Source organism: Psychromonas sp., from assembly GCF_983033635.1.
Genome location: NZ_CEZLMY010000039.1, coordinates 10,170 through 26,774 on the forward strand (window position 1 = coordinate 10,170; position 16,605 = coordinate 26,774).

Consider the following 16,605-nt stretch of genomic DNA (forward strand, 5'->3'; position numbering starts at 1 on the left):
TTTTAATCCGTAATGAAACAAGCCTGCTTAGCTGGTTAGATAAAGAGCTTGTTGAATTAGGGGATAGTCGTTTAATTGAACGCCGTATACGTTATGCGATTAAATTAGATAACTGGGTAGATATTGAATATTGGTTAACACAGCTGGCATTGCCGCAACAACAAGATAGCAAATGGTTATATTGGCAGGCACGCGTACTGGAAAATATGCAGCAACCTGCCCAGGCAAATAAGTTGTATCAACAAATAGCCATGAAGCGCACTTATTATGGTTTTTTAGCCGCACAAAAATTAGGTTTGGATTATCAATTTAATGCACAAATAGTAACTGATAAGTTACAAAATTTAGAGGCTTTGCAGTCACGACTTGCACATATTGAAGAGTTACATTTTAATAAGCATATGCAATTACTCAAGCGTGAATGGGAAGCCTTACTTAGTCATCAAGGCTATAATTTACAACAACAATTAGGGTTTTATGCATTCCAGAAAGGCTGGGCTCATCTTTCTGTGCTTGCAAGTATCCGCTCTAAAAGTTGGGATGCCTTGAATATTCGTTTTCCTGAAGTTAAACCGGAACTGTTTTCATCTAATGCCAATAAATATCAACTCGATTCTACCTATATTTACGCCATTACGCGGCAAGAAAGTTCTTTTGATGAATTTGCTTATTCACCTGTAGGTGCGCGTGGTTACATGCAACTGATGCCGCAAACTGCAATCGAGACTGCACGAAAAATAGGTCTGAAAGATTATAAGCAAAGAACGCAATTAACTCAGGGAGATATCAATGTGCAGTTAGGCACAGCCTACTTTGATATCTTACTTAAACGTTACAAAGGTAATAGAATTCTGGCAACTGCAGCATATAATGCGGGTCCCCATCGCGTTGATCGCTGGCAAGGCAGTGAAAAAGGAAGGGCTGAGCAAGGTTTAACGATGGATAGTTGGATTGAAACAATTCCTTATAAAGAAACGCGACGTTATGTCAAAAATGTTTTGGCGTATAACGTTATTTACCAGCATATTTTAGATAAGCCACTTGAGTTTCTTACCTCTAAAGAGCTTAATGCGCGTTTTTAATCAGTAGACTTTTCAAGTAAGCCTTGAGTGAAAAGTTAAGTTTTACCAACATTGGTCATTATTGGTGCTGCCATCGCTACTATGGTTGCTGTTTTGATCGATAAACAGTGTTTGACATGCAGTTTCATCGTTCGCTTGTGTTGTGCCACTTTTAGCGACCGCTTTCATCGAATAGGTTGTTGCTGCAGCTGAAACGACTGAAAATGTATAATAATCATGGCTTGCCGGCAGTCCGAGATCGGCTTCCACATCTGAGTAAGCGGGATTTAAGATATGCAGACTTGATTGTTTTAACTGCGCCTTTATTAATTCCGCTTTGGCATCACCACGACGCGCTTTAATCATATGTGACTGGTAGGATGGATAAGCGATACTGCCCAGTATGGCAATAATTGCGATAACAATTAATAGTTCAATTAACGTAAAACCCTGCGCTTTTCTCATAAACTGACCTCATATTCCTTTCGCTAAATTATTTAATTAACTGAGAGTACTTTGAATAGTGTAGATCTTTAATAACAAAGCAGCATAGTTTGTTAATCGTTAATTTATTTTTTAGACTAAACTTGAGCGTATAGATAGTGCCGATAAAAGTAAGGAGTGGTTATGAAACGTCAGTCTATATCCTTAAAAGGCTTTACTTTGATGGAGTTACTTGTGGCTGTTTCTGTTGTTTCCATTTTGCTGGCGATAGGTATTCCTTCATATAAAATGTTATTTGATCGTGATCGCTTGAAAGGGGCTGCCACTTCACTTTATTTTATGCTTAATTTATCTAAGACTGAATCGATCAAACGCAATAGCGATATATTTCTAAATATTACTGCGGGGCAGAATTGGTGTGTGGGTTCAAATGAGGGAGATGCAGTATGTGATTGCAATACCAAGGGGAGTTGTGATGCTTCGGTTAGTCACAATGAATATAAAAATCTAACACTGGTATCGAATTACAGCACCCCTTATTATGACCGTGTTCGCGGCGCATTTAATGAACCTAATAACTTATTTAAATTACAGTCAGAAGGTGGCGGAGAAGTGCAGCTGAATGTGAACGTTCTTGGTTTCGTGCGTATGTGTGGTGTTGATGGCGTGTTAGGATTAAGCGCCTGTTGATTATTCAAATAACTGTTTTATTACATTCAATGTATTATTGATTTTTTTACTATTGGTAGGGGTAATAAAGATTGTATCATCACCAGCAATTGTACCTAAAATACCTTCTGCTTTACCTATTGAATCTAACAAACGGGCTATCAATTGTGCCGCGCCTGGACTGGTGCGAATAACAATCAGGCTATCATTGTGATCAATATCTAGGACGAGATTTTTTAATGGACTTGTCGTGGTTGGGATGCCAAGCTCTGCAGGCAGACAGTAAACCATCTCTCTTTTGGCATTTCTGGTACGCACTGCTCCCGACTTGCTTAACATTCGAGAAACTTTTGACTGGTTAATATTATGAAAACCAGCTTGTTGTAATGCTTCTACTATTTCACCCTGAGAGCTTAAGCGCTCTTTTTTTAATAAAGCTTTAAAGAAGTCCATTAGTTCAGTTGATTGTTTCATATATAATTCACTCTATTGAATCTCATTTTATTGGGGGGGCAATCATAGTTAATACTGGCTAATTATCAACAAATTAATCGTCAAAATAAGTGCATAATTATGCGTTTTATGAATTATATATTGAAATTAGATAGTCATTAAATTTTAGGGTTGTTATAGTAGCGATTATTCACCCCAGATAACTAAAACTTAGATGCAACAAAATCCTCTGTTGTTGATGAGTTGGATATTATAAATTATGTTTTTTCCCCGCTTCTTTTTATTTTCTCTGTTATTATTTTCTTCATTCTCTTCATTCTCTTCATTGGCTGCCTCTCCCGTATCGGAAGAAAATATAAAGGTTAGTTTTGCTACAGAAGCAAATTATTACCCTTTCGAATATTTCAATGATAAAAAGCAGATCCAAGGATTTGATATTGATATTGCTAATGCTATTTGTAATGTCGCAAATTTGACTTGCAGCTTTCATTATCAAAGTTTTGACAGCCTGCTATCTTCCTTACAATTTGGCCGTTTCGATGCTGTGATCTCCTCTCTTGATATCACCAATGAACGCTTAAAAAAAGTAGATTTTTCCAATAGTTATTATAGAGAACCCCCTGTATTTGTGAGTAAGAACTCCTCAGAAAAAAAATTTTCTATTGCTGAAAAGTTTATTGGAGTGAAAGCACATTCATCGAATCAGGATTATTTAATTAAATATGCAAAAGAAAATAGCTTTATCATCTCTTATTTCTCTTCTTCTAAAGCATTTAGTGATTTAAAGGATGGTAAAATTGATACTGTTTTTGCAGATCAAGCTGTCGTTGTTGATTTTTTGCAAAAAGAAAAGAATCAAAAATATTTTTCTATTCAACGCACTGAAAAAATATTTTTACAGGAGTTCTCTAAAGGTTACGGTATTGCCGTTAAAAAAGGGAATCGTGAATTGCAAGAGCGCTTGAATCTAGGTATTAAGATTATTTTTGAAAATGGCACTTATCAAGAAATATATAATCGTTATTTTGAGTGATATATTTCCCCAAAAGTAAGCGTTACCTCTCTTAAATATTAGTAAGCTTATGATTTAACTTTACATCGCTCACAATCATTTAACATTTTCAACATGACTCGTTATTTTTCACTAGAATATATTCAACTTATTATATTAATAACTACGTTGTGGAGATTTTTATGAAAATTGCTGTTCTTGGTGCTGCTGGTGGTATAGGTCAAGCTCTTGCGTTACTGCTAAAACTAGATTTACCTGAAAATTCATCTTTATCACTTTATGATATTGCACCAGTTACACCTGGTGTCGCTAAAGATTTGAGTCATATCCCAACAAGTGTACATGTCGATGGCTATGCAGGTGAAGATCCAACTCCTGCTCTTGAAGGTGCAGATGTAGTCTTGATCTCTGCAGGTGTGGCACGTAAACCCGGTATGGATCGCTCTGATCTGTTTAATATCAATGCCGGTATTATCAAAAACTTAGTCGGTAAAGTTGCTGAAGTTGCACCTGAAGCATGTATCGGTATTATTACCAATCCGGTTAATACAACGGTCGCGATTGCATCAGAAGTACTTAAAAAGGCCGGTGTGTACAATAAAAACAAGCTTTTTGGTATTACCACGTTAGATGTTATTCGTGCAGAGGATTTTGTCGCGGAGAAAAAAGGTCTTCCAGAAGAGCATGTGCGTGTAAATGTTATTGGCGGGCATAGTGGTACGACTATCTTACCCGTACTTTCGCAGGTGCAAGGTGTTGAGTTTAGTGAGCAAGAGGTAATCGAGCTTACAGATCGCATCCAAAATGCAGGTACTGAAGTGGTCAATGCAAAAGCGGGTGGAGGCTCGGCAACACTTTCAATGGCGCGTGCAGCTTCTATTTTTGGTGTTGATCTTGTACGGGCGCTATTAGGTAAGCAAGGGATTATCCAAAATGCTTATGTCGATGGTGGTAATTCATGCTCTCCATTTTTTACTCAACCACTGCTATTAGGTAAAAAAGGTATTGAACGCGTTTTGCCATTTGGTGAATTAAGTCCTTTTGAAGAGCAGAAAAAGCAGGAGATGTTATCTGTATTACATGCAGATATTCAAAAAGGTATTGATTTTGTTAAAAATAATGACTAAAAATGCTGTTTGATTAACAGTTTTGAAAAGCCAGTTAATACTGGCTTTTTTTATACCTATACTTTAATTGTTATTAACGGGTTATAAAGAGATTAAAAATGAATGTTTGTGATGTGATGACTACGCGTGTGGCAACTGTTGAAATGGATGATAGATTAAAGGTTGTTAAAGAGATCCTTGATTGCGCCCCTTTCCGTCATTTATTAGTTATTGAAGATAATGAATTGCAAGGTGTAATTAGTGATCGTGATTTATTACGTTGCTTGAGTCCGTTTCTCGGCACTGATGCCGAATCTGTACATGATACAACAACCATTAATCAGCGTGCCCATCAAATAATGACGCGCTCACCTATTACCATTAAACCTGAACTTCCTATCCATGACGCATTAGTTTTAATGTTAGACAATAATATCGGCTGCTTACCCGTATTAGAGGCGGGAGAGATTAAAGGCATCTTTACATGGCATGATGGTGTACGTGCTTTGTTAGATTAGTTTCCTGCTGCTGATAATTGATATTATTAAATGAAATAATAAATTCCCTTTTAGTGTTTTAATTAAGTTAAAGATTTCTTTATAGTACTTACTCTTAAAATTAAGTTGAGTGCTAAGATGGATTACTTACCAATTTTTACCAAACTAGAAAACCGACCATGCCTTGTTGTTGGAGGTGGTGATGTTGCTTTACGTAAAGTACATCTATTACTTAAAGCTGGGGCGGATGTAACGGTTTGTGCACCTCAATTTCATTCCAGCCTATTACAAAAAGCAGAGGCTAAGCAATTAAAAACAGTTCAGCAGAGTTTCACTACTGAGATGCTAAAAGGCAAATGGTTAGTGATTGCAGCAACCAATCATCGAAGCGTAAATCAACAGGTTGCAGATGCTGCAAATGAATTACAGCTGTTAGTTAATGTAGTGGATGATCCTGAGCATTCTAGCTTTATTATGCCATCTATTGTGGATCGTTCACCGATAATTGTTGCAATTTCCAGTGGTGGTAAAGCGCCTGTTTTAGCACGTTTAATACGTGAACGTTTAGAAGCATTATTACCAATGCATTTAGGGCGTTTAGCCACTATCTCGGGCGAGTTTCGTCACCGCGTGAAAAAAGTTATTAAAGACGTTTCATTACGCAGACGTTATTGGGAAAAACTCTTTGGTAATGGACAATTAGCGAGCCTCCTGGAAAAAGGCCAGACAGATAAAGCCATTAAGTTAATGGAAAATAGTTTAACTGCAGATATAACATGTGGCGATGTTGCTTTAGTCGGTGCCGGTCCTGGCGATCCATCATTACTTACCCTGAAAGCACTGCAACTAATGCAGCAAGCTGATGTTGTCCTATATGACAGGTTAGTTTCTGCAGATATTTTGGATTTAGTGCGCAGAGATGCAGATTTGATTTCTGTTGGAAAACATGCCGGAAATCATGAGGTAACACAGTCCAGAACGAATGAAATGCTGGTGGAGTATGCGCGGCAAGGTAAAAAAGTCGTACGGTTAAAAGGTGGAGACTCCTTTATTTTTGGCCGAGGTGGTGAAGAGTTGGAAGAGCTTGTTGAAGCCGGTATTGCTTTTCAAGTTGTCCCGGGTATAACCGCGGCTTCAGGATGCAGTGCATATGCAGGGATTCCGCTTACCCATCGAGATTTTTCACAATCGGTAACCTTTGTTACAGGGCACCGTAAGGAAGGTGGTAAGGATCTTAACTGGGAAGCATTGTCTATTAGTAACCAAACGCTGGTTGTGTATATGGGCTTGCTGCAATCGGAAGAGATACAAACGCAATTGCTCCGTTTTGGTCGCTCGAAAGATACACCTATCGCATTGATTAATAAAGGTACTCGTTCAGATCAGCATGTGGTGCTCGGTAAACTTTCTGAATTAGTACAACTTGCTGGTGGCTTACAAGGCCCAACAATTATGATTATTGGAGAAGTGGTCAGTTTGGCAAACAAACTTGCATGGTTTAATCCAGAAAATAACCAAAAACTTTCGCGCGATCCATTTTTAGTTAACCTGACTTAGATATCGCTATTAACTAGCACACATAAAAAAGGCGAATAACCGTAATGGTTATTCGCCTTTTTTATGCATGGAGCTCCTCCCTGGCTTGAGCTGGGGATCTGACGATTATGAGTTTTACCCATCCCGGCTATTCTTGGTAATATTTATAGCCTAATTTCCCCTCAGTAATCCATAATTACATACCTGTATGGACGCCGTTGACTAATTTAAGTTCGCCGACGGCGCCAAGAAATAGGGTGTTTTGCTGAATGAGATTAGGGTTGTTACCGTTACTGGAATATGACGAATGTCGTTTGATGTGAGGAAGCCCTTTATTCATCATTCATCTCAATAAATGCTTTATTGTCGCCAGCCTGCACTATAATTAATATTAAATGTGTGGTTATTAGTTCGCTGTTATTTTTCATCCATTTTAGATTCTAAAATTTAAGGGGGATTCCTTATGTTGCGCAATGCTAATGGGCATATTGGTAGCCTAACTGAAGATACTTACGCTGTGATTTTAGCTGGTGGTCGTGGTAGTCGACTGTTCGAGTTAACGAAATGGCGTGCTAAACCCGCAGTCTATTTTGGAGGTAAATTCCGCATTATTGACTTTCCATTATCGAACTGTCTCAACTCAGGTATTCACCGTGTGGGTATTGCAACTCAATACAAATCACATTCACTAATCCGCCATATTAACCGAGGCTGGGGGCGTTTTAAGGTTGATTTATCAGAATTTGTTGAAATATTACCGGCATCGCAACGTCATAGTGAAGATTGGTATGTGGGAACTGCCGATGCTATATATCAAAATTTGGATATTATTCGTTCTGAGCGGCCTAAATATGTACTGATATTATCAGGCGATCATGTGTATCGCATGGATTACGGTCTTCTGATAGCAGAGCATGTTGCAAACAATGCAGATATGACCGTCTGTTGTCTCGAAGTGCCAACGGAAGAAGCGGCTGGTAGCTTTGGTGTTATGACGGTAAATACTGACAATAGAGTTATCGCATTTGATGAAAAACCAGCTTTACCTAGTGAAATACCAGGTAAAGCCGGGCTATGTTTAGCTTCAATGGGTAATTATCTTTTTAATACTGAATTTTTATTTGAACAACTAAAAAAAGATTGTGCTAATGAAGGCTCTAGTCGTGATTTTGGGCATGATATTATCCCATCAGTTATTCATGATCATAATGTCTTTGCCTTCTCTTTCAAAGATCCCAATAGTGCAAATCAGCCTTATTGGCGAGATGTAGGTACATTGGATTCTTTTTGGGAAGCAAATATGGAGCTTGTTGAGCCTAAACCGCAATTCGATTTATATGATAAATCCTGGCCTATGTGGACATATCAAGAGCAGCTACCACCGGCTAAATTTATTTTTGATAATGCTCAACGCCGAGGCACTGCACTTGATTCAACGGTTTCCGGCGGTTGTATCATTTCGGGTTCAACAATTCGTAAATCATTATTGTACTCAAATGTTCATACACACTCTTACAGCCTCATTGAGCAGTCGGTATTAATGCCTGGAAGTGATGTCGGTGAGCATTGTAAATTACTCCGTGTTATTGTCGATAGTAAGTGCCATATCCCCGCGGGGTTAACCATTGGTTATGATAGAGAGCAAGATATAGCAAATGGCTTCCGTGTTTCAGAGAAAGGAATTACGCTTGTCACTAGAGATATGCTTAAGGCTTTAGCTAAAGACGGGCTGAAATGATCTAATATAATTATATGCATTTTTTTAAGGCATGTAATAGTCAGACAGCTAGATCTCGGCAGATCAACTATTACGGGTAAAAACTAAATTAAGAGTAGCTTAGGCGACTCTTTTTTTAAGGCGATTTAAAAATACTTGTTACTGCCTCAGTGGTCCATCATCATTCCTCTATCTCAACCACAAATCCCAGGTAGCCTGCTGTTTGTTGACTTCGCCAATTCCCATCAGTTTGCTCCACAGACTTCCCTGCTAATCACTTCAGATTGTCCCGCTAAAATCTCTCTAACGGCAGAATTATCGATATGAATTGAATATTAGTCCGTGATTTACTGACGGAATCTGCTCGCTTTTATCTGTAGGTATAGATCTGTGCTGATTTTAAATAAGAATAGTGTGTTAGCAAATATATTTGCTGGAACCTTGCTTGGATTTAATATGTGAAAGTGACAAGGATAGATACCGGAAATAGACAGGCATAAAAAAAGCCGTAAAAGAAATTAATCTATTACGGCTTCTAGTATGTGGTGGCCCCTCCCAGACTTGAACTGGGGACCTGACGATTATGAGTCGTATGCTCTAACCAACTGAGCTAAGGGGCCAAATTTTTTACTCTGCCGAGCTTATGCTCTAACCAGCTAATCCAAGTTAAGGCTAAGGGCCAAATTTGAGTTGCGATTATATAAGCTTCGCTTTTTCCTGTCTAGCGTATGGAGAGCGTTTGCTTATTAATTCTACGCTGTTTATGGTATCAATTGATAATATTGGTCATTTATCACGATTTTAGAATAAAAATCCTGTATTTACGGGATTTTAATTGTGAGCGATGATTACTGCTTATTTATCAAGGAAGCTACGCAACAGTTCGCTTTAACTTGGGTTACAAAGTTTATTTAATGCTTTTCTTTAATTTGACGGATACGCTGATGCGTCACATCAAACTGTTTACCAACATTTTCAAGTGTAATATTGGTTATTTATCACGAATTTAAGATAAAAAAAATCCTGCATTAGCAGGATTTTTTTGTTAGTTAATCAAGACGGCTTATTCGTCAAGGAAACTGCGTAACTGTTCGCTTCGACTTGGATGACGAAGTTTACGTAATGCTTTAGCTTCAATTTGACGGATACGTTCACGTGTTACATCAAACTGCTTGCCAACTTCTTCAAGTGTATGATCGGTATTCATGTCGATACCGAAACGCATACGTAATACTTTTGCTTCTCGTGCTGTTAAACCTTCTAATACATCGTTAGTTGCATTTTTAAGGCTTTCACTCGTTGCACAATCAACAGGTAGTGCAATCGTGGTATCTTCAATGAAATCACCTAGATGTGAATCTTCATCATCACCAATCGGCGTTTCCATTGAGATTGGCTCTTTAGCAATTTTAAGCACTTTGCGGATTTTATCTTCCGGCATCATCATGCGTTCAGCTAATTCTTCCGGTTGAGGCTCGCGACCCATTTCCTGTAGCATTTGACGTGAGATACGATTAAGTTTGTTAATCGTTTCAATCATATGCACTGGGATACGAATTGTGCGTGCCTGGTCTGCAATTGAGCGAGTGATTGCTTGACGGATCCACCATGTCGCATACGTTGAGAATTTGTAACCACGGCGGTATTCGAATTTATCAACCGCTTTCATCAGACCAATATTACCTTCTTGGATTAAATCTAAGAACTGTAAACCACGGTTAGTATATTTTTTAGCAATAGAGATAACTAGGCGCAAGTTCGCTTCTACCATCTCTTTTTTAGCGCGGCGAGCTTTCGCTTCACCAATACTCATGTTGCGTGAAATTTCTTTTAAATTCGCAATGGTAAGTGCACTTTGCTCTTCAACCGCAACCATTTTTCTGATGCAGCGTAATAAGTCGTCTTCGAACTCTTTGATACGCTCAGCGTAATCTGTGCCGCTTGCAAAGATTGCTTCTAACCATGCTTTATTGGTTTCATTCCCTTTAAACATGTGAATAAATGCTTTCTTAGGCATTTTATTTTGTTCAACACAGATTTTTAAAACTAAACGTTCCTGCACACGAACCGAGTTCATTGAATGGCGGATTGCCTTAACCATGCGATCAAACTGTTTTGGGATCAGTTTAAACTGCTGGAAAAACTCAGCTTGTTCATTAATTGCTTTACGCGTATCTGCATGAGCTCGACCATTTTTTGCAATTGAATCTTCGACAACTTGATTTAGTTTACGAAGTTCAGTAAATTTTTCAGCTGCTTCTTCCGGACAAGGGCCTTTTGGTCCTTCTTCCTCCTCGTCTTCATCTTCGTCAGACTTATCTTCGTCTTTTAATTGTGCATCTGTTAATTCTGAGCCAATATGCGTTGCGCTGACTGCTTGTGTCATATCATCATTTGGATCAACAAAACCACTGATTAAATCAGTTAATTTCATCTCCTCAGCTTCGTAGCTGTCCCAATTATCAAGCAAGCCAGTAATCGTTGCCGGATATTCAGAAACTGAATTCTGTACTTCTTTAATACCTTCTTCGATACGTTTGGCGATTACAATTTCGCCTTCACGGGTAAGAAGCTCAACCGTGCCCATTTCGCGCATATACATGCGCACAGGATCAGTTGTACGGCCAATTTCAGACTCAACAGTTGCTAATACTTGAGCGGCAGCTTCTACAGCATCTTCATCTGGAGTATCGCTGTCATCACCACCTAGCATCATTTCGTCTGCATCAGGAGCGGTTTCTACAACACGAATTCCCATATCGCCGATCATTTGTACAATATCTTCAATCTGTTCAGATTCAACAATATCTTGTGGCAGATGGTCGTTAACTTCTGCGTAGGTTAAAAAACCCTTTTCTTTACCTTTGATAATAAGCTCTTTGAGCTGTGACTGAGGTGTTTGAGCCATAGATACCGTCCAAAATAGAGAGATACAATTGAAAAAAATACAAGCGCTGGATTATACGCTTATATTGTAAATTTTTCCAGTTTCATTAATGTTGTTTTTGTTCGACAAGCAGTGATGCAAGTTGTTGCGTTTCTTCGCTTGTTAATATTAAGCCTGTGCGGGCTTTTTGTTTCAAATATTCAATTTTGTTGTTGATATGAAGATTAAGGAAGTTTTCTAAGATATCTAAAAAAACAGCCTCATATTTTCCTTCTTCAACATCATTTTGCCATACCGCTAATTTATTCAACTGGTTATACTCGGGTGTTTCTCGCCAATATTCAAGTAATTGACCTGTACTAATATTGGGGGTATTTCGGCAGATTTCAAGTAATGAATTTAATAAAGTTAGACCGGGTAGATCCATTTCTTGAAACTCTGGAAACTGAGGTAAACCGTAGGCCACATTCGGGTGCTGCAGAAGCACAGAAATAGCCAGGCGCATCGGAGTTACTTTCTGTTTTTTTTCAGTTTTATTATGATTTTGTGAATTAGGTAATAGTTTTTTCAGGCCGTCTTTTTCAATACCTAATAATTTAATTAACCTTTCCTCCATCATTTGTCGAAATACGGTTTCAGGAAGTTTGCTAATTAATGGGATAGCGAGCTGGGCCAATTTGGCTTTGCTGTCGCTAATACTCATATCAACTTGTGCTACCAGATGTTGAAAAAGAAAATCAGATAGTGGAACTGCTTGTTCCATTAATTGCTCAAAGGCCTGTTTACCCTCTTTTTGTACTAGGCTATCTGGATCCTCACCATCAGCAAGAAACATAAAGCGTAATGTTCGGCCATCTTGTATATAGGGCAGTGCATTTTCCAAGGCTCGCCAAGCTGCAGCTCTGCCTGCTTTATCTCCATCAAAACAGCAAACCACTTCACTGCTATGACGAAAAAGAATATGAATATGCTCGGCGGTGGTGCTGGTACCCAGAGATGCAACTGCATAATCAATATTGAATTGGGCAAGTGCAACTACATCCATATAGCCTTCAACAACTAAAATGCGTTTAATCTCTTTGTGGGCTTGTTTTACTTGATATAAGCCGTACAGCTCTTTGCCTTTGTGGAATATTGGCGTTTCAGGTGAATTTAAATATTTAGGCTCTTCATTACCTAATACGCGCCCGCCAAAACCGATCACGCGTCCACGTCGGTCATGAATAGGAAACATTAAACGATCTCGAAAACGATCGTAACTGCCCCTTTTTTCTTTGGGGATTAACATGCCTACATCAATCAGCTGTTTTTCTAAGTCATTAGAAATCGCAAAACGTTTGCGCACTTCATCCCAGCCATCGGGCGCATAACCAATTTTGAAGTGTTTAACGGTTTCTCCGGATAAACCGCGAGCTTTAAGATAATTGATAACCTGTTGACTGTTTTTATGCTGGCGTAACTGTTGCTGATAAAAAACGGTAATATCAGCCATTAACTGATAAAGATCTTTGCGATCCACATAACTACTTTGCTGCTGACTTCCTGAGTTAGTCTCTTCGCGGGGCACTTCTATCGATAACTGCTCAGCAAGTGTTTCAATGGCATCGACAAACTCAATACCATCATACTCCATAATAAAAGTGAGTACATTGCCACTCGCACCACAATTAAAGCAATGATAAAACTGTTTATCGCTACTGACTGAAAAAGATGAGTTGTTATTACCGTTATGGAAGGGGCAACAAGCGCGGTAATCTTTACCTTTCTTTTTTAATTTTACACGGCTATCAATGAAGTCAACAATATCGGTACGAGCGATAAGATCATCAATAAAATTTTGAGGAATACGTCCAGCCATCTATTAAACCATTGTGTAAATTATTAAATTCATCCGTTATTAATCGGATCATCTGAATTAAGTGTACTTTATACCCAAACTACTTGAAGATACAGGAATCAGCAAGACGATAAATGATGATATTCTAGGCAGAAGGCTGATGATCTAGTTATTCTAAATCAAAGCCTTCTAACAACGAAGAGCATCGTTTATCGCCTTGCCCTTCGGGAGATTCGCCCGAAAGCTAGCACTGCGTTGTAACACTTGAAAAGGGAATAACCATTCTCATCATGTTACGCCTTGTTCTAGCATTCAGGCGAAACTCTGAATCTGCATCTTTAAGTAGTTTGGGTATAGAATACAAAAAAGCCCCAAGCTTACAGGTAAGCATGGGGCTTTTATTATCTAACGAGTGTCAGAGTTAAGTTAAGCTAGCTCTTACAAGTGCGCTTACTTCACCCATGTCAGCTCGTCCTTGAATATCTTTCTTGAGAACTCCCATCACTTTCCCCATATCTTGCATACCGTTTGCACCTGAAGTTGCAATAGCTTGCTCGATTAAAGTTTTCACTTCATCAGAGGTAAGTGGTTGTGGAAGAAACTCCTGCAATATAGCAAGTTCTGCCTTTTCAATATCAGCAAGATCTGTTCGATTAGCTTTTTCAAATTGAGTAATTGAATCTTTACGCTGTTTTACTGATTTAATGACAACAGCCGTAACTTCATCATCATTTAGCTCAACTTTATTATCGATTTCAATTTGTTTGATTGCAGCTAATAACATACGGATAGTGCCCAAACGAACCTTATCCTTCGCTCGCATTGCGAGTATTTGTTGCTCTTTTAATCTTGCTTTTAAAGACATATAAAACCTTTATCTAATAATTAGTAAAGGCGAACGCGACGTGCGTTTTCACGAGAAAGTTTTTTCAAGTGACGTTTAACTGCAGCTGCTTTAGCGCGTTTACGTACAGTAGTAGGTTTCTCAAAGTATTCACGTTTACGTGTTTCAGCTAAGATACCTGCTTTTTCGCAAGAGCGTTTAAAACGACGAAGTGCTACGTCAAATGGTTCGTTTTCACGAAGTTTAATTACTGGCATGTGCCTATTACCTTTATGGTTACGGTCGTATATTGACCAGTTCATTTAAAATGGTGCGAGATTTTAATCCTATTTGGGGCAGAAAGTAAAGGATTAGTGTGTTAAATATAGTTAAAAATAACGAAAGATCTTTAAGATCTTCTCTTTGTGTAACTGTCAATGTACTTCTTGACTATAAGCAGGCGAAAAAAAACACTGTTAATAATATTTTTACGTTAAACTAGCGCGTTTTTTTCAATAAAATAATTTTATTATCAATCCGTTTTAGTTTTTGCAAACGGATATCTATTACGACTTTCATAAAGGGGCATTTGTCATATGCGAATTTTAGGTATTGAAACATCATGTGATGAAACAGGTATTGCGATTTATGATGAACAATTAGGTTTATTATCACATCAGTTATATAGCCAAGTGGAATTACATGCAGACTATGGTGGTGTTGTACCTGAGCTGGCATCGCGTGATCATGTACGCAAAACCATTCCGTTAATTAAAGAAGCTTTAGCCGCCGCTCACTGCACTAAAGATGATATTGATGGTATTGCTTTTACTGCCGGACCGGGTCTGGTAGGCGCATTATTAGTGGGTTCCTGCATTGGGCGCAGTTTAGCGTTTGCATGGAATAAACCAGCTATTGCTGTGCATCATATGGAAGGGCATCTACTGGCGCCGATGCTTGAAGAAAATCGCCCGGAATTTCCATTTTTAGCTTTATTAGTCTCTGGTGGCCATACTTTACTAGTCGAAGTTGATGATATTGGTGAGTATAAAGTATTAGGTGAGAGCATTGATGATGCAGCGGGAGAAGCATTCGATAAAACCGCTAAATTACTTGGACTCGATTACCCTGGCGGCCCTCGTTTGGCAAAACTTGCAGAAAATGGGGTTGCTGGTCGTTTTGTTTTTCCAAGACCAATGACCACAAAACCGGGGCTTGATTTTAGTTTTAGCGGCTTAAAAACCTTTGCTGCCAATACTATTCGCAGTGAGGGAAACGACGCACAAACACAAGCGGATATCGCGCTCGCATTCCAAGATGCAGTGATCGATACCGTGGCGATTAAATGTAAGCGAGCATTAAAACAGACCGGGTTAAAACGTTTAGTTGTGGCGGGTGGGGTGAGTGCTAATCAGTCACTACGCGCGCAATTAGCGATATTAATGCAGTCATTAGGGGGGCAGGTATTTTACCCGCGTAATGAGTTTTGTACCGATAATGGCGCAATGATAGCGTATGCCGGAATGCAGCGTTTAAAAGCGGGGCACTTTCAAGATTTAGCTATTGAAGCGAAACCGCGCTGGCCTCTTGAACAATTACTTAGTGTAAAAGATTCCCTTTGATATTTTCCTGATGTAAGTTGTGCTTATTTCAGTATATTTCAGTATAATATCATCCACATTTTACATTTGCTTGCGATTATTCGCATTCGCTTATATTTGCCTTCATTTACACAAGAGCTAGAAAAATGACTCAGACAGACAAAAAAGACAACTTAATCCCGCAAGAGATGAATATGCCCACTTATCAACCTGCTTACCAAGATGATGAAATTGATTTGCGTGAACTGCTTAAGGTTATTTGGGATTATAAATGGCTAACCGTCTTGCTTTGTACATTCGCCATTATCGGCTCTGTTTTTTATGCGCTAAATGCACAAGAGTGGTGGGTAGCGGAAGGTAAGGTTCTAAAACCTCAATTGAATGATGTTGCGACTCTATACACTCAAACTAAGGTAACTTCAGCAATCCTGTCTAACAGTGGTGTGAGTGTGCCAGGTGAGTTTGGTAATCTGTTTGAGCCTGGAAACTTATTTAATAATTTTATGAATGAATTTAATTCATCAATGAATAAAAAACTGTTTTTAGAAAAACATCCTGTTTTTGTCGGTTATTTGAACAGCAAGCAAATCTCAGAGTCTGAAACAATGAGGAACGTTTTAGATATGTGGATGAAAGAAATTAAGTTAGAAAAAAATAAAGAGTCTGCCGATGTCCTGTTATCGTTTCGTGCTCCGACGAAAACATCTTCAGCCGATCTGCTTAAAGAATATATTCAGTTTGTCAGTCATAAAGTAAAAGATAACCAGGTTGATAAGTTCTTGCTATTTATCGATACCGAAAAGAAAAAACTGCAGGCCTCTTTAGATATTGTGGAAGAGCGTACGCGACAAAGTTTAACTAGATCATTAAAGAAAGCAGAATATGCGTATCAAATTGCTGATAAAGCAGGCTTAGACAGCTATAAGACTAACCTCAATCAAAAAAGTGAACTGTTTGAAATT

Annotated in this window: 15 protein-coding genes and 1 tRNA gene; 9 read left to right on the plus strand and 7 right to left on the minus strand. The window is 38.6% G+C overall.

Annotated elements, in window-relative coordinates; all coding sequences use genetic code 11:
- The coding region (locus tag AC4GME_RS07585; protein WP_490379198.1) for a transglycosylase SLT domain-containing protein at nucleotides 1-1,082 on the plus strand (1,082 nt) is incomplete at its 5' end.
- Nucleotides 1,083-1,124: 42 nt separating this feature from the next.
- On the opposite strand, the gene AC4GME_RS07590 is transcribed toward AC4GME_RS07585, so the two are convergent.
- Nucleotides 1,125-1,526 carry a type IV pilin protein gene (locus AC4GME_RS07590; protein WP_490378500.1) on the minus strand — a complete coding sequence of 134 codons (402 nt, stop codon included), beginning with the start codon at nucleotides 1,524-1,526 and terminating at the stop codon, nucleotides 1,125-1,127.
- Between the two features lie 162 nt (nucleotides 1,527-1,688).
- Between AC4GME_RS07590 and AC4GME_RS07595 the strand changes: the two genes are divergently transcribed.
- Nucleotides 1,689-2,195, plus strand: coding sequence for a pilus assembly FimT family protein (locus AC4GME_RS07595; RefSeq protein ID WP_490378499.1), 507 nt, complete (start codon nucleotides 1,689-1,691; stop codon nucleotides 2,193-2,195).
- On the opposite strand, the gene argR is transcribed toward AC4GME_RS07595, so the two are convergent.
- Nucleotides 2,196-2,648 (minus strand): transcriptional regulator ArgR, encoded by a 453-nt coding sequence (gene argR, locus AC4GME_RS07600; RefSeq protein ID WP_490378498.1) that lies wholly within the window; start codon nucleotides 2,646-2,648, stop codon nucleotides 2,196-2,198.
- Between the two features lie 238 nt (nucleotides 2,649-2,886).
- On the opposite strand from argR, the gene AC4GME_RS07605 reads away from it, so the two are divergent.
- From AC4GME_RS07605 to glgC, 5 genes are all read left to right on the plus strand, one after another.
- Complete coding sequence (locus AC4GME_RS07605; protein WP_490379199.1) at nucleotides 2,887-3,660, plus strand: transporter substrate-binding domain-containing protein; 774 nt, start codon at nucleotides 2,887-2,889, stop codon at nucleotides 3,658-3,660.
- 161 nt (nucleotides 3,661-3,821) lie between these two features.
- Nucleotides 3,822-4,766, plus strand: coding sequence for a malate dehydrogenase (mdh, locus tag AC4GME_RS07610; protein WP_490377439.1), 945 nt, complete (start codon nucleotides 3,822-3,824; stop codon nucleotides 4,764-4,766).
- Nucleotides 4,767-4,864: 98 nt separating this feature from the next.
- On the plus strand, nucleotides 4,865-5,263 hold the full coding sequence (locus tag AC4GME_RS07615) for a CBS domain-containing protein (RefSeq protein WP_490377440.1): 399 nt from the start codon (nucleotides 4,865-4,867) through the stop codon (nucleotides 5,261-5,263).
- A gap of 117 nt (nucleotides 5,264-5,380) precedes the next feature.
- On the plus strand, nucleotides 5,381-6,799 hold the full coding sequence (cysG, locus tag AC4GME_RS07620) for a siroheme synthase CysG (protein WP_490377441.1): 1,419 nt from the start codon (nucleotides 5,381-5,383) through the stop codon (nucleotides 6,797-6,799).
- Nucleotides 6,800-7,241: 442 nt separating this feature from the next.
- Complete coding sequence (gene glgC, locus AC4GME_RS07625; RefSeq protein ID WP_490377442.1) at nucleotides 7,242-8,516, plus strand: glucose-1-phosphate adenylyltransferase; 1,275 nt, start codon at nucleotides 7,242-7,244, stop codon at nucleotides 8,514-8,516.
- A 522-nt stretch (nucleotides 8,517-9,038) separates the two neighbouring features.
- On the opposite strand, the gene AC4GME_RS07630 is transcribed toward glgC, so the two are convergent.
- The 5 genes from AC4GME_RS07630 to rpsU form a co-directional block, all read right to left on the minus strand.
- Nucleotides 9,039-9,115 (minus strand) — tRNA-Ile (locus tag AC4GME_RS07630).
- A gap of 443 nt (nucleotides 9,116-9,558) precedes the next feature.
- Nucleotides 9,559-11,403: an RNA polymerase sigma factor RpoD gene (gene rpoD / locus AC4GME_RS07635; RefSeq protein WP_490377443.1), complete on the minus strand. Its 1,845-nt coding sequence runs from the start codon at nucleotides 11,401-11,403 to the stop codon at nucleotides 9,559-9,561.
- Between the two features lie 85 nt (nucleotides 11,404-11,488).
- Nucleotides 11,489-13,240, minus strand: a complete 1,752-nt coding sequence (gene dnaG / locus AC4GME_RS07640) for a DNA primase (RefSeq protein WP_490377444.1) — start codon at nucleotides 13,238-13,240, stop codon at nucleotides 11,489-11,491.
- Nucleotides 13,241-13,640: 400 nt separating this feature from the next.
- Entirely contained in the window at nucleotides 13,641-14,084 is a 444-nt protein-coding gene (locus AC4GME_RS07645) for a GatB/YqeY domain-containing protein (protein WP_490377445.1), read from the minus strand.
- 20 nt (nucleotides 14,085-14,104) lie between these two features.
- On the minus strand, nucleotides 14,105-14,320 hold the full coding sequence (rpsU, locus tag AC4GME_RS07650) for a 30S ribosomal protein S21 (RefSeq protein WP_015464331.1): 216 nt from the start codon (nucleotides 14,318-14,320) through the stop codon (nucleotides 14,105-14,107).
- Nucleotides 14,321-14,638: 318 nt separating this feature from the next.
- Here rpsU and tsaD point away from each other — a divergent pair, with 318 nt between their 5' ends.
- On the plus strand, nucleotides 14,639-15,664 hold the full coding sequence (tsaD, locus tag AC4GME_RS07655) for a tRNA (adenosine(37)-N6)-threonylcarbamoyltransferase complex transferase subunit TsaD (protein WP_490377384.1): 1,026 nt from the start codon (nucleotides 14,639-14,641) through the stop codon (nucleotides 15,662-15,664).
- A gap of 125 nt (nucleotides 15,665-15,789) precedes the next feature.
- Nucleotides 15,790-16,605: Wzz/FepE/Etk N-terminal domain-containing protein (locus AC4GME_RS07660; protein WP_490379200.1), on the plus strand; the 816-nt coding region annotated here is incomplete at its 3' end.